The 22,918-nt window shown below is 66.9% G+C and carries 24 protein-coding genes and 1 tRNA gene; 15 read left to right on the forward strand and 10 right to left on the reverse strand.

Translation table 11 applies throughout. The annotated features are described in order from the left end of the window. Positions 1–81 precede the first annotated feature (81 nt). The 7 genes from HF989_RS07375 to rlmB all read left to right on the forward strand — a co-directional run bounded on the left by HF989_RS07375 (position 82) and on the right by rlmB (position 6,768). Positions 82–1,572 carry an HNH endonuclease signature motif containing protein gene (locus tag HF989_RS07375; RefSeq protein WP_168685279.1) on the forward strand — a complete coding sequence of 497 codons (1,491 nt, stop codon included), beginning with the start codon at positions 82–84 and terminating at the stop codon, positions 1,570–1,572. Next, entirely contained in the window at positions 1,569–2,054 is a 486-nt protein-coding gene (gene ispF, locus HF989_RS07380; RefSeq protein WP_168685280.1) for a 2-C-methyl-D-erythritol 2,4-cyclodiphosphate synthase, read from the forward strand. The genes HF989_RS07375 and ispF overlap by 4 nt, the downstream gene beginning before the upstream one ends. A 62-nt stretch (positions 2,055–2,116) precedes the next feature. Continuing rightward, on the forward strand, positions 2,117–3,370 hold the full coding sequence (locus HF989_RS07385) for a hypothetical protein (RefSeq protein ID WP_168685282.1): 1,254 nt from the start codon (positions 2,117–2,119) through the stop codon (positions 3,368–3,370). 9 nt (positions 3,371–3,379) lie between these two features. Then, positions 3,380–3,937 (forward strand): hypothetical protein, encoded by a 558-nt coding sequence (locus HF989_RS07390; protein WP_210729087.1) that lies wholly within the window; start codon positions 3,380–3,382, stop codon positions 3,935–3,937. Continuing rightward, positions 3,938–4,495 (forward strand): hypothetical protein, encoded by a 558-nt coding sequence (locus HF989_RS07395; protein WP_168685283.1) that lies wholly within the window; start codon positions 3,938–3,940, stop codon positions 4,493–4,495. A gap of 11 nt (positions 4,496–4,506) precedes the next feature. After that, positions 4,507–5,832, forward strand: a complete 1,326-nt coding sequence (gene cysS / locus HF989_RS07400; protein WP_168685284.1) for a cysteine--tRNA ligase — start codon at positions 4,507–4,509, stop codon at positions 5,830–5,832. Positions 5,833–5,835: 3 nt separating this feature from the next. Next, complete coding sequence (gene rlmB, locus HF989_RS07405; protein WP_038612981.1) at positions 5,836–6,768, forward strand: 23S rRNA (guanosine(2251)-2'-O)-methyltransferase RlmB; 933 nt, start codon at positions 5,836–5,838, stop codon at positions 6,766–6,768. Here rlmB and HF989_RS07410 read toward each other — a convergent pair. From HF989_RS07410 to thrE, 6 genes are read right to left on the reverse strand one after another with little or no spacing between them, the layout of a single operon-like run. Continuing rightward, positions 6,731–7,513: a CE1 family esterase gene (locus tag HF989_RS07410; protein ID WP_168685285.1), complete on the reverse strand. Its 783-nt coding sequence runs from the start codon at positions 7,511–7,513 to the stop codon at positions 6,731–6,733. The genes rlmB and HF989_RS07410 overlap by 38 nt on opposite strands. Beyond that, positions 7,510–8,193 (reverse strand): trehalose-phosphatase, encoded by a 684-nt coding sequence (locus tag HF989_RS07415; RefSeq protein ID WP_168685286.1) that lies wholly within the window; start codon positions 8,191–8,193, stop codon positions 7,510–7,512. The genes HF989_RS07410 and HF989_RS07415 overlap by 4 nt, the downstream gene beginning before the upstream one ends. Continuing rightward, the gene (locus HF989_RS07420) at positions 8,190–8,573 is read right to left on the reverse strand and encodes a hypothetical protein (protein ID WP_168685287.1); all 384 of its coding nucleotides are present in this window, start codon (positions 8,571–8,573) and stop codon (positions 8,190–8,192) included. The genes HF989_RS07415 and HF989_RS07420 overlap by 4 nt, the downstream gene beginning before the upstream one ends. Further along, the gene (locus HF989_RS07425; RefSeq protein WP_168685288.1) at positions 8,570–9,847 is read right to left on the reverse strand and encodes an alpha,alpha-trehalose-phosphate synthase (UDP-forming); all 1,278 of its coding nucleotides are present in this window, start codon (positions 9,845–9,847) and stop codon (positions 8,570–8,572) included. The genes HF989_RS07420 and HF989_RS07425 overlap by 4 nt, the downstream gene beginning before the upstream one ends. After that, a complete protein-coding gene (locus tag HF989_RS07430; RefSeq protein WP_168685289.1) occupies positions 9,848–10,195 on the reverse strand; it encodes a hypothetical protein in 348 nt (115 codons plus the stop codon). A 53-nt stretch (positions 10,196–10,248) separates the two neighbouring features. Next, a complete protein-coding gene (gene thrE, locus HF989_RS07435; protein ID WP_168685291.1) occupies positions 10,249–11,703 on the reverse strand; it encodes a threonine/serine exporter ThrE in 1,455 nt (484 codons plus the stop codon). 79 nt (positions 11,704–11,782) lie between these two features. On the opposite strand from thrE, the gene HF989_RS07440 reads away from it, so the two are divergent. From HF989_RS07440 to HF989_RS07450, 3 genes are all read left to right on the forward strand, one after another. Then, positions 11,783–11,858 (forward strand) — tRNA-Thr (locus HF989_RS07440). 135 nt (positions 11,859–11,993) lie between these two features. Beyond that, positions 11,994–12,701 carry a response regulator transcription factor gene (locus HF989_RS07445; RefSeq protein ID WP_168685293.1) on the forward strand — a complete coding sequence of 236 codons (708 nt, stop codon included), beginning with the start codon at positions 11,994–11,996 and terminating at the stop codon, positions 12,699–12,701. A gap of 5 nt (positions 12,702–12,706) precedes the next feature. Continuing rightward, complete coding sequence (locus HF989_RS07450; protein ID WP_168685294.1) at positions 12,707–14,083, forward strand: sensor histidine kinase; 1,377 nt, start codon at positions 12,707–12,709, stop codon at positions 14,081–14,083. On the opposite strand, the gene HF989_RS07455 is transcribed toward HF989_RS07450, so the two are convergent. Continuing rightward, positions 14,058–14,477, reverse strand: a complete 420-nt coding sequence (locus tag HF989_RS07455; RefSeq protein ID WP_168685296.1) for an HIT family protein — start codon at positions 14,475–14,477, stop codon at positions 14,058–14,060. The two genes, HF989_RS07450 and HF989_RS07455, sit on opposite strands and share 26 nt — an antisense overlap. Positions 14,478–14,508: 31 nt before the next feature. Between HF989_RS07455 and purD the strand changes: the two genes are divergently transcribed. Further along, the gene (gene purD / locus HF989_RS07460) at positions 14,509–15,756 is read left to right on the forward strand and encodes a phosphoribosylamine--glycine ligase (protein WP_168685298.1); all 1,248 of its coding nucleotides are present in this window, start codon (positions 14,509–14,511) and stop codon (positions 15,754–15,756) included. After that, on the forward strand, positions 15,756–17,189 hold the full coding sequence (gene purB, locus HF989_RS07465) for an adenylosuccinate lyase (protein ID WP_168685360.1): 1,434 nt from the start codon (positions 15,756–15,758) through the stop codon (positions 17,187–17,189). The genes purD and purB overlap by 1 nt, the downstream gene beginning before the upstream one ends. Before the next feature lie 12 nt (positions 17,190–17,201). On the opposite strand, the gene HF989_RS07470 is transcribed toward purB, so the two are convergent. Continuing rightward, complete coding sequence (locus HF989_RS07470; RefSeq protein WP_168685300.1) at positions 17,202–17,729, reverse strand: hypothetical protein; 528 nt, start codon at positions 17,727–17,729, stop codon at positions 17,202–17,204. A 19-nt stretch (positions 17,730–17,748) separates the two neighbouring features. Here HF989_RS07470 and HF989_RS07475 point away from each other — a divergent pair, with 19 nt between their 5' ends. From HF989_RS07475 to HF989_RS07485, 3 genes are read left to right on the forward strand one after another with little or no spacing between them, the layout of a single operon-like run. Then, positions 17,749–18,645, forward strand: a complete 897-nt coding sequence (locus HF989_RS07475; protein WP_168685302.1) for a phosphoribosylaminoimidazolesuccinocarboxamide synthase — start codon at positions 17,749–17,751, stop codon at positions 18,643–18,645. Continuing rightward, positions 18,642–20,735, forward strand: coding sequence for a S9 family peptidase (locus tag HF989_RS07480; RefSeq protein ID WP_168685304.1), 2,094 nt, complete (start codon positions 18,642–18,644; stop codon positions 20,733–20,735). Before HF989_RS07475 ends, HF989_RS07480 begins: the two co-directional genes overlap by 4 nt. A gap of 39 nt (positions 20,736–20,774) precedes the next feature. Further along, positions 20,775–21,449 (forward strand): DUF2334 domain-containing protein, encoded by a 675-nt coding sequence (locus HF989_RS07485; protein WP_168685306.1) that lies wholly within the window; start codon positions 20,775–20,777, stop codon positions 21,447–21,449. On the opposite strand, the gene HF989_RS07490 is transcribed toward HF989_RS07485, so the two are convergent. Both HF989_RS07490 and HF989_RS07495 read right to left on the reverse strand, forming a co-directional pair. Beyond that, complete coding sequence (locus tag HF989_RS07490; RefSeq protein WP_168685308.1) at positions 21,431–22,240, reverse strand: metal ABC transporter permease; 810 nt, start codon at positions 22,238–22,240, stop codon at positions 21,431–21,433. The two genes, HF989_RS07485 and HF989_RS07490, sit on opposite strands and share 19 nt — an antisense overlap. After that, entirely contained in the window at positions 22,237–22,914 is a 678-nt protein-coding gene (locus HF989_RS07495; protein ID WP_168685310.1) for an ATP-binding cassette domain-containing protein, read from the reverse strand. The genes HF989_RS07490 and HF989_RS07495 overlap by 4 nt, the downstream gene beginning before the upstream one ends. Positions 22,915–22,918 lie beyond the last annotated feature (4 nt).

The raw sequence follows: 22,918 nt of genomic DNA on the forward strand, positions 1-22,918 counted from the left end.
TAGTGGAAACGTTTCTGAGAAACCCTTGACGTACCGTTTTATCGAAGCTATATTCGAACGTAGGTACGAGGGAGGGTGGAAATGAACGCGTATTTCGTAACCGAGCGGGAAGGGTGCCCGATCGCTGCTGCTGGGCAAGCGCGGCGCGACGCTGAATTCCAGATGTTCCAGCGCTACGCCAAGCCGCTGGCCGAAGTGGACGACTTCGAGCTAGAGGCCTGCTCCATCGCGCTCGCCGCGGGGGAGAGCCAGGCCTGGGCTGAGACGGGGATACTCGGGTACTCCGTCCTCGCAGATCTGCCCAGGCTCCGGGAGCTTCAGGTGGAAACTCGCCGGCTGGATGTCCGCAGGCTCTCGGCTATCGAGTCCACGTTGAACCGGCTCAACGACCTTGCCACACCGGACATTCTCGAAGATATGGATGCCTACCTGGTCAAGGTGTTCACTCCGCGTGTGGCCGGGGCGGAGCTGCCGTCGCCAAGTTCGCTGAAACGCCGCCTGCGGGAACGGATCCAGCGCATCGATGCCAAGTTGGCGCCAAACCAGAAGAAGATCAAGGACCGGAAGAAAGAAAAGGATGCCCCCTTCGGCACGTGCCGGGGCACGTTCTACGGCCAAGATGACGGGGATGCGGGGCTGAACGTGTCTGGCGACGCCGCCACCATCGGCCTGATGGAGCGCTACACCGAGCAGATCGCACGCGAGCACAAGCTCTCACGGGACGATGCGCTCAAGGCCATCCTCACCGGCGAGGTGAAGGCCACGCCGAAGGTTGTGCTCTACATGTTCACCTCGAAAACTCCGGGCAGCTCCTACTACATACCGAACTTCGGCTGGACCGACGCCGACGGGACTGCCACGGTGGAGGCGATGCTGGAAGATAACCCTCCCCACGTCATCGACCTGGACGCCGCTGAGGGTGCGGAAACTGAAGCGTACGTCCCCTCCGCGGCCATGCGGGCGCTGGTGCAAGCCAGAGACGGAACCTGCCTCTGGCCCGGTTGCGGCGTTAAAGCCGAAAACTGCCAGCTAGACCACCGCGTCCCCTATGACGAGGGAGGCAAGACCACCCCCTCCAACCTGTTCTGCTTGTGCGCACACCACCACAACATCAAGACCGATCGCCGCGTGTACTACGTGCCGGACCCCGTCACCGGAGACATCGTGTGGCTGCACGCTGACGGCACGTTCCAGGTGACAGAAGCCGGCGGGTTCCTTACGGACTATCTCCAGCCGGAGAACCCCCGGTGGCGAACAACCCTCGAGCAGCGCCGTCAGCAGCGGCGCGACCGGGCTGAGTTTTACCACCGCTGCCACTCCGTGGTGGAGCAGTACGAGCAGGATCGGGACTACGAAACGTGCATGGCCACCATCCACGAACTGGAGGAAAAGTTCGGCAGGCGCTTCGAGTACCCGCCCGAGAAAGAGCCGGAACTCACACCGCAGCTCCTCGCCGCGTTGGAGGAGTACCTCCGGGACATGGCGCACGAAACAAGCCGGGAGTTCTACCTCATCCGCGACTACCCGCCCGACCACGACTTTCAGGATCCTGAAGTACCGTCGTACGCATGACAGATCTCCGAGTAGGCACGGCGTTTGACGCCCACCAGATCCAAGCCGGGAAAGCATGCTGGATCGCGGGCATCCTGCACGAAGGCCAGGACGGCTGCGAGGGGCATTCCGACGGTGACGTGGTCAGCCACGCCATCGTGGACGCCGTCTTATCCGCATCGGGCCTGGGTGACCTCGGCTCATTCGTCGGCGTGGGGCGCCCGGAATACGACGGGGTGCGCGGGGTCGAGCTTCTGCAGGAGCTCAAGGAACTGATTGAAAACCAAGGCCACCGAGTGGTGAACGTCTCGGCCCAACTCATCGGGCAGACCCCAAAGATGGGGCCGGTGCGGGAAGAAGCCGAGCGGGTCCTGTCGGAGGCGCTCGGTGCCCCGGTGTCCGTTTCAGCGACAACCACAGACCGCATGGGGTTCACCGGCAGCGGTGAGGGTCGGGCGGCCATTGCAACGGCGCTGGTGGAACGAAAGTTCCCCACCTCGTAACGAAAGATCCCACTTCGCTTTCTCGGGTTCCGCCGAGGAAATTGTGGGGTTACCGTGACCCCATGCGAAAGATCAGGACAGCACTCGTTGCGGTGCTTGGAACGGTCGCGATGGCGCACGCCCCGATCGCGGCGGCGATTCCGGCTATGCCGCAGGGATACCCGATCGAGGGGCTCGACACCGCCTGCCAGGCCGGAGTCACCCCGGAGTGGCGCTACGGCGAGACAGCCCGCCGCTACCTGGCGGACGGCACCCTCCAGTTCACCAACAACACCGATCAGACCGTGCCGTACACGGCGACGGTGGAAACGGGCACCAACCGCAAGATCGAGGCGAACTCGAAGGCCACGCTGCCGAGCGGGTGGGACACCACCGCCAAGAGCGACATCGGCTTGAAAGAGTCCAACGGCTGGATCGAGGGCGAAACCTTTGGGCCCATCGAGCTTGGGCCGGGCGAATCCTTCCGCGTGGATTACGGCGTGCTGGAGAAGGACTTCATCTCCATGTTCATGACCTGCGACAACGGCGTGCTGCGCAACGCCCCGGGCGCGAACGTCATTCGCGGCACGGGCCCGGCAGAGCGCTACGCCTTCGCCTACATCATCAAGGCGGACGGCTCCGTGTCCAACCTCGCCATGGAGATCCCGTCGCGCAGCGAGGGCGCAAATTCCCGGCCGTCGGGCGACACCTACACCGCCACCTCGGGCCCGAGCCTGGAGAAGGTGGCGGACGAGCGCGACACCGTGGTCAAGCCCGATGCCCAGTTCCGCCGCGACAAGGAATGGCCCGAGCTGAACCAGCCGGCACGCCAGGGCGACAAGTCCTACTACCCGTACGACATCGAGGCCGTGGCACCGACGTTCCGCAAGCCGGGCTACTCCCAGGACTTCCTCAACTGGTCTAAGGGCGACTACACCTTCAGGCCCGTCACGGACTACGTCGTCGGTGCGGAGAACAACCAGTACGTCAACTGGATGGGCAACGGCGGCCGGCTGCCGCAAGGCTGGCTGTCCTCGGTCGGCGCCGTCAAGCGGGCGTACATGCCGGTGAACACCGCGCTCAAGCCCATCGACCTGAAGCCGGGCGACCGTGTCCACATCGAGTACGGCACGACCATGACGCGGATCAACTACCGCGAAATCTCCGCTGGCCGAGACGGCAAGTACTCCCGCGTGACGGCCCACCCGCAGTCTGCGGCCCCGTCCGGTTTCTGGGCCGAGGCCACAGTGACCAGCAAGGACGGATCCAAGCGGACCGTCGACGTCACCCCCGACGAGTACCGCAACCTCCCTGTTCCCACCCAGACCTACCTCTAAGGAATCGCCATGAAACGCACCGTTGCTCTGCTGACCGCCGCCGCATTCGCCCTCGCGCCCGCCGCGAACGCCCTGCCGCAGCGCGACTACGACGCGACCAACCCGACCACCATCGGCGCGAAGTGCGCCAACCCCGGCGACCGCGGCCAGACGGTGGAGATCGTCCGCAGCTACTTCGACGGCTCCGCCGGCACCTGGACCGTGTCCAACTACAACGATGAGCCGCTGTCTATCACCCGCTCCGTCACGGAGACGAAGACCAAGACCTGGAACGTCACCGCCGGCCTGAGCTTCGACGTGGCCAAGCTGATCCAGTTCACGTTCTCCACCAGCTACACGGACCAGCAGTCCTACGAGGTGGGCGAGAAGATCGGCCCGTACAACATCGCGCCGGGCAAGACCGCTGTGCTGCAGGCCGGCTGGATCGTGTCCGACTTCCGCGGCCAGGAGACCGTCTGCGGCGCCGACCACACCTGGCAGGGCGCGGGCAACACCTTCACCGCGACCATGCCGAAGGAGCGCCACGTCCGCGTCAGCACCCGCGACAACACCGATTGGGCGGCGTAAATGAGGAAGGTCGTGCCTGCGCTGCTGGCGTGTCTGGCGCTCGCCGCCCCTGCACACGCAGAGTCCTACGATTTCGAGCTCCCGCAGCGGTGGAATGAGGACCTCACGCCGGGGACCCACTGCGCCACCCCGGGCAGGACGGACACGTACGTCGAGGCCACCCGCCGCTGGTTCAAGCAGACGGACGCGGCGAGCGTGAGCAACGACACCGAAGCACCGGTGCCCGTGGAGCAGACTGTGAAAGAAAAGCGGGTGCAGACGCTGGAGGTCTCCGGCACCTTCACGCCCAAGGGGGACCTGGTCAAGAACGTCTCCCGTGCGTACGGCTGGAAGTACGTCCACGAGGTCTACTGGTCCCTCAACCAGGTGGTCGGCCCGTACACGCTTGACTCGGGCAAGCAGGGCCGGCTCGTGTGGGGTTTCACCATGCTCGATGGGGACGCCCAGGACGTCAAGTGCAGCCCGGACCAGGTGTGGCAGCCGATTGGCCAGCCGTACTCCTTCAGCGTCCCCGAGGCCCGCTACTCGGAGCTGAGGGTGGAGTCCACCCAGCTGTAGACTGCTGTGTTGTGAATCAACGCATCTTCGACACCAAGACCCGCACACTGCGCGACTTCGAGCCGATCACACCCGGCCGTGTCTCCATGTACGTGTGCGGCGCCACCCCGCAGGCCAAGCCCCACATTGGGCACCTGCGCTCCGGTGTCGCGTTCGACATCGTGCGCCGCTGGTTCCTCGCCAACGGCTACGACGTCGCGTTCGTGCGCAACGTCACGGACATCGACGACAAGATCCTGACCAAGGCGAGCGAACACGGCCGCCCCTGGTGGGAGTGGGTGTCCACCCACGAGCGCGAATTCACCCGCGCCTACGACACCCTCGGCGTGCTCCCACCGTCCGTGGAGCCGCGGGCAACCGGCCACGTAACCCAGATGGTCGAGTACATGCAGCGGCTTATCGACGCCGGCTTCGCCTACACCCGCGACGGGTCCGTCTACTTCGACGTCAACGCGTGGGTGAACGGGGGCGGGGACTACGGCTCGATCTCCGGCAACCGGCTGGAGGACATGACGGGCGACGACCCAGACTTCGCACTCTGGAAGGCCGCGAAGCCGGGCGAGCCGAGCTGGCCCACCCCGTGGGGCCCGGGCAGGCCCGGCTGGCACCTGGAGTGCTCGGCGATGTCCACGTGGTACCTGGGCCCCGAGTTCGACATCCACGGCGGCGGGCTCGACCTGCAGTTCCCGCACCACGAGAACGAGCAGGCGCAGTCGCACGCCGCTGGGGACGGTTTCGCCCGCTTCTGGATGCACAACCACTGGGTCACGATGGCGGGGGAGAAGATGTCGAAGTCCCTCGGCAACGTGCTTTCCATCGACGCGATGCTGGAGCAGGTGCGCCCGGTGGAGCTGCGCTACTACCTGGGTTCCGCGCACTACCGCAGCGTGCTGGAGTACTCGCCGGAGGCGCTGCAGGAGGCGGCAGCCGGGTACCGGCGCATCGAAGAATTCGTCAAACGCGCCGGTACGCCCGAGCCGACCACGTGGACGGAAGGGTTTGCGCAGGCGCTTGACGACGACTTCGCCGTGCCCAAGGCGCTGGCGGAGATCCACAACGTCGTGCGCGAGGGCAACAAGGCTGCGGATCCGGCGCCGCTCGCGGCACAGGTGCGTGCGATGGCGGCCGTGCTGGGTGTGGACCCGGGGGCGTGGCCGTCGTCGTCAAGCAATAGCGCCGCGCTGGACGTGCTGGTTCGTGCTGAGCTGGAGCGCAGGGCGACCGCACGGGCGGAGAAGGACTGGGCGACCGCGGACGAGGTGCGCGACCGCCTGGCCGCGGCCGGCATCGAGGTGACCGATACGGCCGATGGGCCGCAGTGGCAGGTGAAGGAGTAGACCATGGCAAAACCGTACGAGCGGCCTGACAAGCAGAAGAAGAACAAGAAGGGCCCCACCAAGGGCTCAGGCGGGCAGCGCCGCCGCGGCCTGCGCGGCAAGGGAGCGACCCCGAAGGCCGAAGACCGCGTTTACCACGCGGCGCACAAGCGCAAGCTGGAGCAGCAGCGCCGCGCCCAGGGGCGCCACGACCGCGAGGTGGCGGACATGGTGGTCGGCCGCAACCCGGTGGTGGAGTGCCTGAAGGCGAAGGTGCCGGCGGAGGCAATGTACGTGGCGGCCGGCACCGGCCACGACGAGCGCCTGAGCGAGGCCGTGGGCCTGGCCAACTCCAAGAACATCCCGGTGCACGAGGTGCCGCGCCAGCAGCTCGACGCCATGACCGGCAACGGCATGCACCAGGGCATTGGGCTGAAGATCCAGCCGTACAAGTATGCCGACTTGGACGATCTGCTGGAGTCTGTGGACGGGCCAGGCATGTTCGTCGTGTTGGACAACATCACGGACCCCCGCAACCTGGGTGCGGTCATCCGCTCCACCGCGGCGTTCGGCGGCAACGGCGTGATCATCCCGGAGCGCCGTTCCGCGCAGGTCACGGGCGTGGCGTGGCGCACCTCGGCGGGCACAGCCGCCCGGCTGCCGGTGGCGCGCGTGACCAACGTGACGCGCACCGTGAAGCAGTTCCAGGACAACGGCTACACGGTGGTCGGCCTCGACGCGGGCGGGGAGCACACCCTCGACACCTTTGACCAGGCCACCGAGCCGGTCGTCATCGTTGTCGGTTCCGAGGGCAAGGGCATCTCGCGCCTCGTGCGCGAAAACTGCGACGTGATCATGTCCGTGCCCATGGAGGACTGGGTTGAATCCCTCAACGCCTCCGTTGCGGCTGGCGTGGTGCTCAGCGAGTTTGCCCGGCAAAGAAGAACTGCCGGATAAGCTCCCCGCCGGTCGGTGTCTTGGGGTTGGGGCCCAGCCGGGGGTCGAGGTCTTTGTTCACCGGCACGAGGTGCCCGGCGCCGCGGAGGGTGACAAGTCTGACCGGGTGGGGCCCGCCCCAGTCGTCGATGCGGAGCGCGTCGCTTGCGGTCACCTCGTGGCGGGTGCACCCGTTCAACTCGGCGAAGAACGCGGCCGAGTCGGTGGCGGAGCGGGTTGTTCCCCGGTTGTTGCCGCCAATGCCGGCCATGCCGCCGTTGTAGGGCACGAGCGGGTCCTCGGTGCCGTGGACGGACAGCAGCGGCGTGGGTTGGTAGCGCTCGGTGGAGGTTAGGGTGTTGTCGGGGGTCGGCATCGAGGCGCCAAAGGTGGCCGCGCCGGTGAGCAGGCCGGGGGCGTCGAAAAGCAGGCGCATGACCATCTGGCCACCGTTAGAGAACCCGCAGCCGATCACGGTGCCGGCGCGGTAGTGCTCCACCACCGTGGTCAGGAAGCCGACGTCGTCGATACGCAGGCGGCGCGCGTCCTCGTTGAAGCCGGCGCGCAGGTCGTTGAAATGGTGCTTCACGCCGTCCGGGTAGACCACGGTGGGGCCGAGGCCCTCAAAGGTGCGGTCGGTGAAATTGCGCATCACGTTGCTGGATTGCAAGGAGCCGTGCAGGACCAGCAAGAGGGCATCGGGATCGCCGGGTATTTCCACCCAGCGGCGCTCGCGGCCTTGGTGGGTCAGCGTGTGGCGCTTCATGCCTGCCTTTCGTCTGCGAGCTGGGTGAGGTACTCGGCCATGGCGTCGACGTCGTCGAGGCGCACGGTGGCTATCGACGGCTTCGCGCCCACCTTGATGCCAATGTCGCGCGGCCCCAGCACCGCGATGGCGTGCTCGTCCGTGTCGTCGTCGCCGGCGAACACGGTGACGTCGAAGGCCCGCTTGTACTCGGCCAGGAAGCTGCCCTTGGTAATGCTCACGGCAGAGAACTCCACCACGTTGTGGCCCTGCGTTTTCGGCCGGCCACCCGTGTCGATGGCGTTTGCCGCAGCGAGGATCGCCTGGGCGACAGCTGGGTCGCGGACCTGCGCCACGTGCAGCACTCGCTGGAAGGGTTTGACCTCCACGCAGGCGCCGTCGGTGGCGAGTGGAGCCAGCTGTGCCTCGATGTTGTCCAGGTACGCACGGTCGGCGGCGGAAAGCGTCGGCCCCGGCTCCGCGCCGTGGGATCCGACAACCGTGACGGGGAGGTCCGCGGGCAGAATCTGCCGGATGCCCGCGATGTGGCGGCCGGTGAGGATGACCACCTCGGTGTCGGGGGCCGCCGCCAGCCTGCGGATAGCGCGCTCGGCGCCGGGGTGGATGCGCACCGCGTACGGATCCGGGTTCAGCTCGGCGAGGGTGCCGTCGAAATCCAGGCACACAAGCATGCTGCTCATCGCATCAGCCTCACGGTCCGCCCGTCGGCGTCCACCAGCACGAGCTCGTAGTCGGCGGGGCGCGTCAGGTGCAGCGCCGCGCCGTCCACGATGAGCTCTGTGAGCTGGTCGTGGGTGTGGCGCGCCCAGCCGGCGCAGTCCCCCGGGTCACCCACCTGGACCTGCGAAAGGGTGACGTCGGTGTCGCCGTCGTACACGCCGGAGATATCCGCGCAGCCGGTGGTGCCGGCGAAGCTGTGGTCGTCGATACGCACCCGCGCAGGCGACATCTTAGTGGCTGGCAGGTCCTCATCCGCGCGCACGGAAACAACCTGCCAGCTCGGCGCCGGCGCACAGGCTGTGAGGACGAGCAGGGAAGCGGCGGGGAGGGCGCGCCTCACAGCTGCTCCAGGAACGACTGCGCCCACGCGGTGACGTCGTGTTCCATCACCCAATCGTGCATGTGACGCATGCGGGCCGGCTCCGGCTCGGTGGCCGCCATGATCGCGTCCTTGACGGATTCGAGGTCGAACGGGTTGCACAGGTACGCCTCGTGCAGCTCCACGGCCGCGCCGGCGAACTCCGAGAGCACCAGCGCGCCAGACGCGTCCGGGTGGGCGGCGACGTACTCTTTGGCCACCAGGTTCATCCCGTCCTTGAACGGGGTGACCAGCATGATGTCCGCCGCCGCGTAGTAGATGCCGAGCTGTTCCTTGGGAATGCTGCGGTGCACGTAATGCACCACCGGCCGGCCTACTTCCCCGAAGCCGCCGTTGATGCGGCCGATCGCTTCCTCCACCTCGCGCCGGGTGGTGCGGTAGTCCTCGATGCGCTCGCGCGACGGCGTCGCCAGCTGGATGAAGGCGGCGTCTTGTAGCTTCCCCTCCTCCAGCAGCGACTCAAGCGCCAGCAGGCGCTGCAGAATGCCTTTGGTGTAATCCAGGCGGTCCACACCCAGCAGCAGATGCTTCGGGTCGCCCACGGACGCGCGGAGCTCGCGTATCGACGTCTCCGGTGCCGCCGCAATCTCCGCGGAGTCGATGGAGATGGGGAAAGTCCCGGTCCGGATCTCCTCGGTGAGCAGGCGGAAGTTCTCCTCGTCGGCGCCGCGCTGGAAGCCGATGAGGTCGCAACCCTTCAGGCCCTCCAGGATCTCCTCGCGCCACGGCAGCTGGTGGAACAGCGCAGGCGCCGGGAACGGAATGTGCAGGAAAAACCCGATGGTGACGTCGGGGCGGATCTCCTTGAGCATCCCCGGGACGAGCTGCAGCTGGTAGTCCTGCACCCACACGGTGGCGTTCTCTGCGGCGGCGTGGGCGGCCGCCTCCGCGAACCTGCGGTTAACCGCGACGTAGCGCTCCCACCACTGCTGGTTGTACTCCGGCTGGACGATCAGGTCGTGGTAGAGCGGCCACAGCGTGGAGTTGGAAAAGCCCTCGTAGAACCCCTCGAAGTCCTCCTGGTCCAAAGCGACCGGCAGCAGGGAAATGCCGCCAAACTCAAACGGCTCGAGCGCTTCACCGATGGTGCCGGGCCACCCCACCCAGCACCCTTCCTGCGCCCGGAGCACGGGAGCGAGCGCGGCGACGAGGCCGCCGGGGGAGACTTCGTACTGATCCCCAACCTTGTCCACCGGCAGGCGGTTCGCCACGACGACGAAGTCGTTGTCCCCCATCTAGGCCTTCTTTGCAGCCTTCTTGGTCGACTTCTTTGTGGCCTTCTTGGTGGCTTTTTTCTTCGCCGCCTTCTTCGCCGACTTTTTCTTGGTGGCCTTCTTCTTCGTCGCCTTCTTCTTGGTGGCCTTCTTCGGCGCTTCCTCCTCGGCCGCCTTCTCCAAGTCCTCCACGTAGCGCTTGTACACGAAGCCCTTGGGCGCGACCCCCAGCATGGACATCAGCGTCACGCCGTCGAGGAAGTCCTCGGCGTAGGTTGCCACGATCCGACGGGCACCCGAAGCCGTCTGCTCCTCCACGGCGTGCATCGCCTCGGCGGTGGGGCGAGAATCGGTGATCTTGGGTGGCACTACGGTCTCCTCCTTGCATCAGGCGTCAAGGGCACTCATTTTACGCGATGAGCTTATCTCCGGCGACGTACCCTGCGCAGCTGCTCAAAGGTGACGCGGCCGGCGCGCTTGAACGCCTGATACGGCACGTAGAGCTGCGGGGCGCGGATGCGGCGGGCAATCCACTCGCCGAAGATCACGCCCGCGGCCAACGCCATGCACGTGCCGATGGCGGTGAAGATGTTCGCCATGCCCAGGATCATCTGCTCGTTCATCAGCGCGTACATGCCGCGGTAGATCCAGGATCCGGGGAGGAAGGGTGTCACGCCCGCCACGGCGGTAATCACCGGGTTGATCAAGAACCGGCGCGAGATCAGGCCGCCGACGAGGCCGACCACGATGGAGCAGGCCGCCGTGGCGGAGAGCCGGCCCAGGCCCAGCGGGGCCAGCAGGAGGTAGTAACAGGCGGAGCCGATGGCGGCGGTGACGAAGGAGAGGATGATCGCGGGGCGCTCCGCGAAGCAGGTCACTGCGAACGCTGCCGCGGCCATGCCGCCGCCGATGATGGTGAGCGTCGCACTGGAGTAGGCCGCGCTGCCCGGCAGCAGCTCCACCGGAGGCAGCGGCATACCCACCATCTCGGACACCGCCACGCCGGTGGCCACGCCGGCGACGATGCCGCCCGTGTTGAGCATGGCGGAAAAGAAGCGGGCGGAGGCGTTGAGGGGGGAGCCGGTCACGCCGTCGAGAAGCGATTGCACAAGGGTCAGACCCGCGAGCAGGACGATGATGCCGGTAGCGATGAGCTGGCTGGGCACGATGGTGCGCCCGATGGAGGCGGAAAAATCGTAGGCGATGGCCGCCGGCACGGTGGCGAGGAAACCGCCGATGACGTTGTGGAAGAACGCCGGTAGCCCGCCGCGGGAGAGGAGTTTGTTAAAGCCCATGATGAGGAAGGCGGTCAGGCCGCCCACCGTCATCATGAGCAGGTCTCCGCCGAGGAGCATGGCGACGAAGAACCCCATCACCGTCCAGCCCGCGAGGTTGCGGGCGTTGCGGTGGGGAATGGGAGAGGTGTCGATGTCGTTGAGGATCCGCTCCGCCATTTCCGGCGGCGTCGCGCCGGAGCGGATGGAGCGGATCAGGCGGTCCACTTCCTGCAGCTTGTGGTAGTTCTCGCTGATCATGGTGACCACGCGGAACACGTTCACGGGCGTGCGCTGGTCAACGCCGATGATGGTGTTCAGGGTGATGGTGTTCACCGTGATGGACACGTGGACGTAGTGCAGGCCGTAGGAGGAGCACACGGTGTGTATCTGCTTGGCCGCGTCTGCAGACGTGGTCGCGTTGGCGATGAGGATCTCGCCGATGCGCGCCGCGATATTCATCACCGCGGCCACCTCGGCCGGATCCGTCAGGTTGATGGGCGCGAGGACGGACGGCGGCGGCGACGTGCGCGCTTCGTCGATTGTTGCCACGCGCTGCCGGGAACCCGAAATCCGCTCCCACAAAGAGTTGCCTTCTGCCACACGCTCACACTAACGGTTGGCCTGTTGTGACGCACCGTTGTGACTCGGGTGCGGGGCAAGTGTAAGATTCTGCAGCACTGCTGGAGTGGCGCAATTGGTAGCGCAACGGTCTTGTAAACCGTAGGTTGCGGGTTCAAGTCCCGTCTCCAGCTCCATTTCTTTTCGGGGGAAGTCTGCGTGGGCCGTTCAGTGGACGTACAGGAAACGTGCAGAGTTGTCGGGTTTAATCGCTTTCAATCGTTGTGACGTGTGAGTGAACGTCTGAAAAACGTGGAAACGGAGTGGATGACATGGCAGAGAGCGCTCAGAACCTGAAGGTGCTGGTTGTAGACGACGAGCCGAACATTGTGGAGCTGTTGACCGTCTCCCTGAAGTTCCAGGGTTTCGACGTGGAGACAGCGAACTCGGGGGCGGACGCGCTGGAGCTCGCCCGCTCGTGGCGGCCGGACGCGTACATCCTCGACGTCATGATGCCGGAAATGGACGGCTTTGAGCTGCTGAGCAAGCTGCGGGGCGAGGGCCTCGACGCCCCGGTGCTGTTCCTCACCGCCAAGGACGCGGTGGAAGACCGCATCCACGGCCTGACCATCGGCGCGGACGACTACGTGACCAAGCCGTTTTCGCTCGAAGAGGTGATCACTCGCCTGCGCGTGATCCTGCGCCGCGGCAACGTGACGGACGATTCCAACGAGGATTCGACCCTGCGCTACGCGGACCTCACCCTCAACGACGACACCCACGAGGTGACCAAGGCCGGCGAGATCGTGGAGCTGTCGCCCACCGAATTCAACCTCCTGCGCTACCTCATGCTCAACGCCGAGGTGGTGGTGTCCAAGGCGAAAATCCTGGACAACGTGTGGCACTACGATTTCGGCGGCGACGGCAACGTGGTCGAGTCCTACATCTCCTACCTGCGCCGTAAGGTCGACACCGGCGACGTGCAGCTCATCCACACGGTCCGCGGCGTGGGCTACGTGCTGCGCACCCCGCGCCAGTAGTGTCCATGGCCTTTTCGGTGTTCAGTGCGCCGTCGAAGAAGCCGCTCAAGCGCCAGCTGGTGGCGGCGGTGATGGTGGCGTCCACGCTCGGGATCGCGCTCAGCTCCATGCTGATTTTCGCCGTGATGCGCAACTTCCTCTTCGACCGCGCGGACAACCAGCTCCGGGAAGGACTGGACACGTGGGCCCAGCAAACACCAGCGTGGCAGTTCAACTACTTCAGCCTGCCCAGCGAGTTCAACCAGGCGACGCTGTACCCCGGCATCGACCAGCTCGTGCCGCGGCGGGGCGCAACCGACCCGCCCGACTATTCCCAGGTGAAGCGCCTGGACACGCCCACGACCATCACCTCGGCGGGTGGCGTGGGCACCGGCACGAAATGGCGGGCGATTGCGCACCAGCAGCCGGATGGCACGGTGCAGTACGTAGCGAAGTCGCTGGAGACCGAGGGCAAGATGCTACGTGCGCTCGCGTGGGTGGAAGCCGGCGTGGGCGTGCTTGCGCTGCTCGGCATCGCGGTGGCCGCGAACTACATGGTTGCCCGCGCGCTCGCGCCGCTGAAGATCGTGGAAAACACGGCACTGGCCATCGCCAACGGCGATACGGATCGCCGCGTGCCCGCGTGGTCGCGCGAGACCGAGGTGGGCAGTTTGTCCTACGCCATGAACACGATGGTGTCCAAGCTGCAGGACTCCCTGGTCAACGCGCAGGTGCAGGAGGAGCAGATGCGCCGGTTTGTCGGCGACGCCTCCCACGAGCTGCGCACCCCGCTGACCAGCGTGCGTGGCTACACGGAGCTCTACCGCAAGGGCATGGCCAACGACCCGGACATGGTGCTGGCCAAGATCGACGAGGAATCGGCCCGCATGCAGCTGCTTGTCGAGGACCTGCTGGCGCTGACCCGCGCGGAGGGGGCGCGCCTGAACACCAAACCCACGGACGTACTCGAGCTGGTGCTCTCCGCCAAGAGCACGGTGGACGCGGCGTTCCCGGACCGCCGCGTAGACGTCATCGCGGACACCCCGGACGTTGTGGAAGTCAATGGCGACCCGGACCGCTTGCACCAAGTGCTGGTCAACCTGATCACCAACGCCTACAAGCACGCCGGCCCGGACGCGGAGGTGACGGTGACTATCCGGCGCAACTTGGACCGGGCGGTGGTTGACGTCGCGGACAACGGCTGCGGCATGGAGGCCAAGGACGCGGAGCACATCTTCGAGCGCTTCTACCGCGCCGACAGCTCCCGCAACCGCGCCACGGGCGGCTCGGGCTTGGGCCTGGCCATCACGAAATCCCTCATCGAGGCCCACGGCGGCACGGTGACGGTGGACACCGCGCCGGGCAAGGGCTCGACGTTTACGCTGTCGCTTCCTGCTTTGTAAGGCCCCGGCGGATGGTCTCCGCGGCGGCATCCATCTTGGCCGGGTCGGTCTCGTCGTTGCGTATCGCGGTGGACAGCGTGTAGCCGGACATGTCGTTGGCGGGGAAGACATGGATGTGCGCGTGGGGCACCTCAAAGCCGGCGATGAGGTAGCCGGCGCGCTCGGCGTCGAACTCCTCCACGATCACGGCGCCGATGCGTTGCGCCACCTCGTTCATGTGCGCCCACAGCTCGGCCGGGATGTCGGTCCACTTGTCAATTTCCTCCACCGGCACGATGAGCGTGTGGCCGTACGCCACCGGCTCGATGGTGAGAAACGCGGCGACGGTGTCGTCCTGGTAGACGATTCGGCCCGGAATGTCGCCGGAGATGATTTTGCTGAATACGGTGCTCATGGTTTCAAACGCTACCGGTAAATTAGGGCCCATGCGCATCCTTGTCATCGGCTCGGGCGGCCGCGAACACGCCCTTCTCCACGCAATGCACGGCCACGAGCTCACGGTTGCTCCGGGCAACGCGGGCATGTCCGGCTTAGCGACGGTGCGTTCCGTCGACGTCGCCTCCCCGGAGGCCATCGTCGCGTTGGCGCGCGACGTCGAGGCGGAGCTTGTGGTGATCGGCCCGGAGGTGCCGTTGGTGGCGGGCGCCGCGGACGCCCTGATTGAGGCGGGTATTCCGGTGTTCGGGCCGACGCAGGCTGCAGCGCAGCTCGAGGGCTCGAAGGCGTTTGCCAAGGACGTGATGGCGGCAGCGGGGGTGCTGACTGCCTCGGCGTCGCGCGTCGAGGCCGCGGAGGACATCGAGGCGGCGCTGGACGAGTTCGGCCCCCGCTACGTGGTCAAAGACGACGGGCTCGCCGGCGGCAAGGGCGTGGTGGTCACCGAGGACCGCGCCGAGGCGAAGGCGCACGCGGAGGCGGTCATCGCGTCCGGCAACCCGGTGCTGTTTGAGTCCTTCCTGGAGGGCCCGGAGGTCTCGCTGTTTTGCCTGGTGGACGGCGAGACTGTGGTGCCGCTACTGCCGGCGCAGGACCACAAGCGTGCCTACGACAACGACGAGGGCCCCAACACCGGCGGCATGGGCGCGTACGCGCCGCTGCCGTGGCTGCCGGAGGACGGCGTGGAGACCATTGTGGATACCATCGCCCGGCCGGTCGCCGCCGAGATGGTGCGCCGCGGCATCCCGTACCAGGGCCTGTTGTACGTCGGCGCGGCGTGGGGCCCCGAGGGCCCGGCTGTGGTGGAGTTCAACGCCCGCTTCGGCGACCCGGAGACCCAGGCAGTGCTATCGCTGCTGGAAACGCCGCTGGCGGACGTGCTGCTCGCCGTGGCGCAGGGCCGGCTGGCGGAGGTGGAGCCGCTGCGGTGGCGCGATGGCTTTGCGGCCATGGTGGTGCTGGCAGCGGAGGATTACCCGCAGGCGGCGAAGACCGGAGGTGCGGTCACGGGCGAGGCACTGGGTGACCCGGCGAAGGTGCTGCACGCGGGGACCACGCTGAAAGACGGGCAGCTGGTGGCCTCCGGCGGCCGCGTGCTCGGCACCGTCGGGCGCGGCGCCACCCTGGAGGAGGCGGTGGCTGAGGCGTACCGGGTTATCGACGGCATCGAGCTTCCCGGTTCCTTCTACCGCACAGACATTGCCCGCCCCGCGATCGAGGGAGCCATCTCCTTATGATGAATGCCGTGAAGCCGAATAACGCGAATGTTTTGAGCAACCGCTACGCCTCCCCGGAGATGGCCACACTGTGGGCCCCGGAGCACAAGATCGTCCTGGAGCGCCAGCTTTGGATCGCAGTGCTGAAGGCGCAGCAGGAACTCGGGGTTGCGGTCGCACCCGGCGCGATCGAGGACTACGAGCGGGTCGTGGACCAGGTTGACCTGGATTCCATCGCGGCCCGCGAGCGCGTCACCCGCCACGACGTGAAGGCGCGTATCGAGGAGTTCAACGCGCTGGCGGGCCACGAGGAGATCCACAAGGGCATGACGTCCCGGGACCTCACCGAAAACGTGGAGCAGCTGCAGGTGCGTCGGGCGCTAGAGCTCACCCGCGACAAGGCCATCGCGCTGCTGAAAGCGGTGGGCAACCGCGCGGGCGAGTACAAGTCCCTCGTCATGGCGGGCCGCTCCCACAACGTCGCGGCGCAGGCGACCACGCTGGGCAAGCGCTTCGCGTCCGCGGCGGACGAGATCCTGGTGGCGGTAGAGCGCATTGAGGAGCTGCTGTCCCGCTACCCGTTGCGCGGCATCAAGGGCCCGATGGGTACGGCCCAGGACATGCTCGATTTGCTGGGGGGCGACGAGGAGAAGCTGTCCCGCCTTGAGCAGGGGATTGCGGAAGGCCTGGGCTTCGACCGCGTCTTCGATTCGGTGGGTCAGGTGTACCCGCGTTCCCTCGACTTCGACGTCGTTTCCGCCTTGGTGCAGCTGGGGGCGGGCCCGTCGTCGCTGGCTACCACCATCCGCCTGATGGCCGGCAACGAAACGGTCACCGAGGGTTTCAAGGAGGGGCAGGTCGGCTCCTCGGCCATGCCGCACAAGATGAACGCGCGCTCGTGTGAGCGGGTCGGCGGGTTCCAGGTGATCCTGCGTGGCTACCTCACCATGGTGGCGGACCTTGCCGGCCAGCAGTGGAACGAGGGCGACGTGTTCTGCTCCGTGGTGCGCCGCGTGGCCCTGCCGGACGCGTTCTTTGCCATCGACGGCCAGCTGGAGACGATGCTGACCGTGCTCGACGAGTTCGGCGCCTTCCCGGCGATGATCAACCGCGAGCTGGACCGCTACCTGCCGTTCTTGGCCACCACCCGCATCCTCATGGCGTCTGTCCGCGCGGGCGTGGGCCGCGAGACCGCGCACGAAGTGATCAAGGAAAACGCGGTCGCCATGGCGCTGGACATGCGCGAGCACGGCGCGGAGCAGAATCTGGTGGAGCGGCTGGCCGACGACGAGCGCTTGCCGCTGGACGCAGATGCCCTCAACCAGGCGCTGGCGGACCGGCACGCGTTCATCGGCGCCGCTGAGGCGCAGGTGGACCGTGTGCTCGCGCGCGTGCAGGCGCTGGTCGACGCGCACCCGGATGCGGCCGCCTACACCCCGGGCGACATTCTGTAGCTACTTCCAGAGCTATTTCCAGGTCACGGTGGCGTCGCGGCTGCGCAGCTCGACGCCCGTGGCCACAATCCCCGGGTCGGCGCTGCCGGCCCAGGAGGCGACAAAGCCCTCGTAGGTCTCGTTTTCCCGCAGGTCCCTGATGTAGCCGGTGACGGTGGTGTCGCCGCAGTAGGCGGGGTCGGCCCGGTTGGCGGCCAGGGAGCCGTCGATAGGCGAAAGCTCAGGCATTGCGACAGTGACGTCGCGGGGGAATTCGCCGATAGCCACCGGGGTGTACGTGACCGGGAAGCACACGATGCTCGCTGCCTCTGCCGCACTGCGGGGCGCGCGGGAGGTGGTGGGCTCATCTACCGTGATCTCCCACTGCACGGGCACGTGGAAGCGCACGTCCTCGGTGACAATGCTCGCGGTTTGGCCGAAGCGGAATGTCGCGCCGTCGCGGGAGGGGGTAAACGGCGGCATGTCGCCGTCAAACGGCGCCGGCGCGGCGCAGGCAACCAACGCGAGGGGGAGGAGGACTGCGGTCGCACGGATTTTCACGGCGCATATACTAGCGCGCATGCGTCCAGAGCTTTCAGATTACTCACACATCTCCGGCGGCAAGGTTCGCGAAATCTACGAGGTGGATGAGCAGACCCTGCTCATGGTCGCGACCGACCGTATCTCCGCGTTCGATTTCTCCCTCGAGCCGGCAATCCCGGACAAGGGGCGAATCCTCACCGCGACCTCGATGTTCTTCTTCGACCTGCTGTCCGACGTGCCGAACCACCTGGCCGGCCCGATCGACGACGAGCGCATCCCCGCCGACGTCCTCGGCCGCGCGATGGTGGTGAAGAAGCTGGACATGGTGCCGTTCGAGTGCGTTGCCCGCGGTTACCTCACCGGCTCCGGCAAGAAGGAGTACGACGCCACCGGGCGCGTGTGCGGCGTGAAGCTGCCCGAGGGGCTCACGGAGGCATCCAAGCTGGAGGAGCCAATCTTCACCCCCGCCACTAAGGCTGAGCAGGGCGACCACGACGTCAACGTCACGTTCGAGCACATGGCGGGCAAGCTCGGGGGTGAGCTCGCTGAGCGCCTGCGCGACGCGACCCTGGATGTGTACCGCCGCGCCGCCGACTACGCGGAGAGCAAGGGCATCATCCTCGCCGACACCAAGCTCGAGTTCGGGCTGGATGAGCACGGTGAGCTCGTGCTTGCCGACGAAGTGCTGACGCCGGACTCCTCCCGCTACTGGCCGGCGGACAGCTACGAGGAGGGGCGCAGCCAGCCCAGCTTTGACAAGCAATACGTGCGCGACTGGCTCACAGGACCCAAAGCCGGCTGGGACCAGGAAGACGGCACCCCGCCGCCGGAGCTGCCCGGCTCCGTGGTCGAGGCCACCCGCGAACGCTACATCGAGGCGTACGAGCGACTCAGCGGCCGCCGCTTTTCCGAGTGGCCGGGTGAGCACGCATGATCCCTCCAGTAGCTGCCAAGCGCCCGAGCACCCGCGCGTTCCACGACCGCGAGTTCGTGGACAACTACGAGTGGCTGCGCGACAAGGACAACCCCGAGGTCATCGCCCACCTGGAGGCGGAAAACGCCTATACGGACGCGCAGACGTCCGCGTGGTCCGGGCTGGTGGACGACGTCTACAACGAGATCAAGTCCCGGATTAAAGAAACGGACATGTCCGTGCCGGTACGCCAGGGCGACTGGTGGTACTACGGGCGCACCATCGAGGGCAAGGACTACGCCATCTCGTGCCGTGTGCCCACCGCCGGCGAGCCGTGGACGCCGCCCGAGGTCACGGACGAGATGCCGGGGGAGCAGGTGCTTCTCGACGTCAACGAGCTGGCCGCTGGACACGAGTTCTTTTCCATCGGGGCGTCGTCGGTGTCCACCTCCGGCCGGCTGCTCGCGTACTCCTACGACACCGCCGGCGACGAGCGCTTCACCCTGCGCGTCAAAGACCTGCAGACCGGCGAGTTGCTCGACGACGTCCTGGAGGGCATCTTCTACGGCGCGACCTGGGCGGGGGAGGACTACCTGTTCTACGTCCGCGTGGACGACGCGTGGCGCCCCTACCAGGTGTGGCGGCACGCGCTCGGCACCGATGCGTCCGAGGACGTGCTGGTCTACGAGGAGCCGGACGAAAAATTCGGCGTTGGCGTCGGCGTGGACCGCGCCGAGCGCTACCTGTTCATTGCGGCGTCGTCATCGCTGACCTCTGAGTACCGCGTGGTGCCGCTTGCGGATCCCACCGCGTCCTCCGAGGTCATGTGGCCGCGCGAAGCCGGCATCGAGTACGGCGTGAACCTCGCCGTCGTGGGCGGGGAGGAACAGTGGGTGGTCACCCACAACGCCCACGGGCCGAACTTTTGCGTCTCGACGGTTCCTGTCGGCGCCCTGCCGCCCCTGCGGGAGCTGGACGTTTTGGTGGAGCACTCCGACACCGTGCGCGTCGAAGGCGTGGACACGTACCGCGACTTCATGTTCATGGAGTACCGCCGTGGCGGCATCTCGCGCCTGGCGGTGGCCCCGCTGGGTGAGCGCTTCGGCGAGTTCACGGAGCTTGCGTTCTCCGAGGAGCTCTACACCGTGGGGCTGGGCGGCAACCCCGAGTGGGAAGCCCCGGTGGTCCGCGTCATCTACTCCTCTTACACCCAGCCGACGCAGGTGCTGGACTACGTCGTGGCTACCGGCGAATCGACGCTGCTGAAGGAGCAGGAGGTCGAGGGTGGCTACGACCCGAGCGAGTACGAGGCGTTCCGCGTGTGGGCGACCGCCCCGGACGGGGAGCAGGTGCCGGTCTCGGTGGTGCGCCGGAGGGGCGTCGAGAAGCAGGCGCCCGCGCTGCTGTACGGGTACGGCTCGTACGAGGCCTCCATGGACCCTGGGTTTTCGGTGTCGCGGCTGAGCTTGCTCGACCGCGGCATGGTGTGGGCCTGCGCGCACGTGCGCGGCGGCGGCGAGATGGGCCGCGGTTGGTACGACAACGGCAAGATGCTGCACAAGACCAACACGTTCACGGACTTCATCGCGTGCGCGGACCGTCTCGTGGAGCTGGGCCTGACCACCCCCGAGCGGCTGGTGGCAGAAGGCGGCTCCGCGGGCGGGCTGCTCATGGGCGCGGTGGCCAACATGGCGCCAGAGAAATTCGCCGGCATACTGGCCGTCGTGCCGTTCGTGGACCCGCTGACCTCCATTCTGAAGCCCGAGCTGCCGCTGACGGTGGGCGAGTGGGAGGAGTGGGGCGACCCCTACCACGACCCGGAGGTGTACGACTACATGGCCACGTACGCCCCGTACGAGAACGTCGCCGACCAGGAGTACCCGGCGATTCTGGCCGTGACCTCCCTCAACGACACGCGGGTGCTTTACGTCGAGCCCGCGAAGTGGGTAGCCAAGCTGCGGGAAGTCGGCCGGGGTGGGCCGTTTTTGCTGAAGACGGAAATGTCCGCGGGGCACGGTGGCGTGTCCGGCCGCTACGCCAGGTGGAAGCAGACGGCGTTCGAGTACGCGTGGACGCTGGTCACCGCCGGGGCGGAGAAGGCGCCGGAGTAGGGTGCGCGGTGACGGGCCGGTTGTGCGATAATTTCCGGTATGCCAGGCCGTCTCCTCGTCTCCGTTTCCTCTATTTTCGACGAGACCCTGGACGGAGTACATAACCTGGTGGACGAGCTGGACCGCCGGGAGATTCCGGTGTCGCTCTTGGTGGCGCCGCACATTGACAAGCGGTGGCACCTGGCAAAAGACGAACAGACCCGCTCATGGCTGCGCGCGCAGCTTGGTGAGCGGGCTGTGCTGCTCAACGGCTTTGACCAGCCGGTGCAGGGCCGCCGCGCCGAATTTGCCACGCTCCAGGAACACGAGGCTCGGCTGCGCCTCAAGGGGGCTACACGCCAGATGGAGTCCCTCGGGTTCGACCTGCGCATGTTCGCACCGCCGCGCTGGCAGCTTTCCCGGGGCACGCTGGATGTCTTGCCTGATTTCGGGTTCGGCATCGCTGTGTCCAGCAAGGGCATCCACAACCTGCGCACCGGCGGGTTCACGCAATCCCGCAACCTTTCGGTGGGTGAAGGCTACGGCGCGGCGAAGTGGTGGCGCCGCAACGTGATCAAGGCGGCGGCGCGTGGCGCGGAGCGGGGTAACACGATCAGGCTCTCGGTCTCCGGCCGCGAGCTCGACCAGAAGAAGGTGCGCCGGGATTTCCTCAACGCGGCTGAGGCGGCGGTGGACGCCGGCGCGCGGCCCGACGACTACCGCGCGTTCCTGTAACGCCCCACGCACCGGCACACCAGGTAGATGCCGAAGGACACGAACGCCACGAACACCGAGACGGGTACCCCGGGGGCGAGCGAGAGCAACATCCCGCCCACCGCAGAAAGCTCAGCGAACACCACCGAATAGACGACCGCCCTGCGCGGGCTGGCCGTGATTTGCGCGGCGGCGGCGCCCGGGGTGATCAACAGCGACATCACCAGCAGCGCGCCGACGATCTGGACGCTTTGCGCCGAGGCCACGCCCACCAGGACTGCGAACAGGAAGGCCATGGCGCGCACCGGCACGCCACTGGCCGCGGCCATCTCCGGGTCTGCGGAGGCGAACAGCAGCGGCCGCCAGCACGCGGCCACGGCGACGACCACAACCGCGGTGGTCAGCCCCAGCAACCACAGGTCTTGCCCGTTCACGCCCACAATTTGGCCGGTGAGCAGCGACAGCGCGCGGCCGGAATTGCCGGGGTAGAGGTGGATAAACAGCACGGACAGGCCCATGCCGAAGCTCATCACTACGCCCACGGCCGAATCCTGCTGGCCTTTCAGCCCCAGCGCGGCCAGCACCAGCGCGGCCACCACAGCGCCGGCAATCGCGCCCGCGCCGACGTTGAGGCCGAACAGCAGGGCTGCGGAGGCACCCATCAGCGCCAGTTCGCTAGTGGCGTGAACGGAAAACGACATCTGCCGCAGCACCACCAGCGGCGCCATCACCCCCGACAAGACACCGAGCAGGGCGCACGCCGCCAAGGTCGCGCGCACGAAGTCCAGGTTGAGCAGCTCGAGCGTCGTCACAGGACCACCATCCTTCCGTCCACCTCGACCACGTCCACGCGCGTGCCGTACAACTCGCTGAGCACCTCGGAGCGCATGACCTCGCCCACTGTGCCCACCACGTGGCCCTCTGGCCCGATGTAGAGCACGCGGTCGACCACGCCGAGCAGCGGGTTGATGGAGTGGGTCACGCACACCACCGCCGCCGGGTGCTCGTGCAGCCTGCGGACGGTGTCGCGTTGGCGGGCCGGGTCGAGGGAGAGCAGGGGCTCGTCGGCAAGCACAAGCTCTGGGTCCTTCGCAAACGCCTGCGCCTGGCGGATAAGCTGCTGCTGCCCTCCGGAGAGCAGCCCCACGCGCTCGTTGGCAAATCCGAGCGCCCCCACGGCGTCGAGCTGCTTGTCGACGACCGCTTCGCCCACCTGCCGCCGATGCGAAATTGCAAGCGAGACCAGGTCCCGCCCCCGCATGGGGAGATCGCGGGGGAACATGCGCTGCTGCGGAATCAACCCGATGCGGCCGTCGACCTCGACGCTGCCGGCGGTGAGCTCGCGCACGCCCAGGATGGTGCCGAGGAGCGTCGATTTGCCCACCCCGTTCGGCCCGAGCACTGCGAGGAACTCGCCGCGCTCGAGCGTGAGGTCAAGGTCGCTCCACAGGGGCGCGACGGCGGCGCCACGAATCTGAAGGATCACTTGC

Origin of the sequence: Corynebacterium mucifaciens (assembly GCF_012396315.1) — a bacterium.
Taxonomy (GTDB): domain Bacteria; phylum Actinomycetota; class Actinomycetes; order Mycobacteriales; family Mycobacteriaceae; genus Corynebacterium; species Corynebacterium mucifaciens.

Coding starts and splice junctions, on each gene's coding strand:
- HF989_RS07375 (WP_168685279.1), top strand. CDS start 82: ATGAACGCGTATTTCGTAACCGAGCGGGAAGGGTGCCCGATCGCTGCT.
- ispF (WP_168685280.1), top strand. CDS start 1,569: ATGACAGATCTCCGAGTAGGCACGGCGTTTGACGCCCACCAGATCCAA.
- HF989_RS07385 (WP_168685282.1), top strand. CDS start 2,117: ATGCGAAAGATCAGGACAGCACTCGTTGCGGTGCTTGGAACGGTCGCG.
- HF989_RS07390 (WP_210729087.1), top strand. CDS start 3,380: ATGAAACGCACCGTTGCTCTGCTGACCGCCGCCGCATTCGCCCTCGCG.
- HF989_RS07395 (WP_168685283.1), top strand. CDS start 3,938: ATGAGGAAGGTCGTGCCTGCGCTGCTGGCGTGTCTGGCGCTCGCCGCC.
- rlmB (WP_038612981.1), top strand. CDS start 5,836: ATGGCAAAACCGTACGAGCGGCCTGACAAGCAGAAGAAGAACAAGAAG.
- HF989_RS07410 (WP_168685285.1), bottom strand. CDS start 7,513: ATGAAGCGCCACACGCTGACCCACCAAGGCCGCGAGCGCCGCTGGGTG.
- HF989_RS07415 (WP_168685286.1), bottom strand. CDS start 8,193: ATGAGCAGCATGCTTGTGTGCCTGGATTTCGACGGCACCCTCGCCGAG.
- HF989_RS07425 (WP_168685288.1), bottom strand. CDS start 9,847: ATGGGGGACAACGACTTCGTCGTCGTGGCGAACCGCCTGCCGGTGGAC.
- HF989_RS07445 (WP_168685293.1), top strand. CDS start 11,994: ATGGCAGAGAGCGCTCAGAACCTGAAGGTGCTGGTTGTAGACGACGAG.
- HF989_RS07450 (WP_168685294.1), top strand. CDS start 12,707: ATGGCCTTTTCGGTGTTCAGTGCGCCGTCGAAGAAGCCGCTCAAGCGC.
- HF989_RS07455 (WP_168685296.1), bottom strand. CDS start 14,477: ATGAGCACCGTATTCAGCAAAATCATCTCCGGCGACATTCCGGGCCGA.
- purD (WP_168685298.1), top strand. CDS start 14,509: ATGCGCATCCTTGTCATCGGCTCGGGCGGCCGCGAACACGCCCTTCTC.
- purB (WP_168685360.1), top strand. CDS start 15,756: ATGAATGCCGTGAAGCCGAATAACGCGAATGTTTTGAGCAACCGCTAC.
- HF989_RS07475 (WP_168685302.1), top strand. CDS start 17,749: ATGCGTCCAGAGCTTTCAGATTACTCACACATCTCCGGCGGCAAGGTT.
- HF989_RS07480 (WP_168685304.1), top strand. CDS start 18,642: ATGATCCCTCCAGTAGCTGCCAAGCGCCCGAGCACCCGCGCGTTCCAC.
- HF989_RS07485 (WP_168685306.1), top strand. CDS start 20,775: ATGCCAGGCCGTCTCCTCGTCTCCGTTTCCTCTATTTTCGACGAGACC.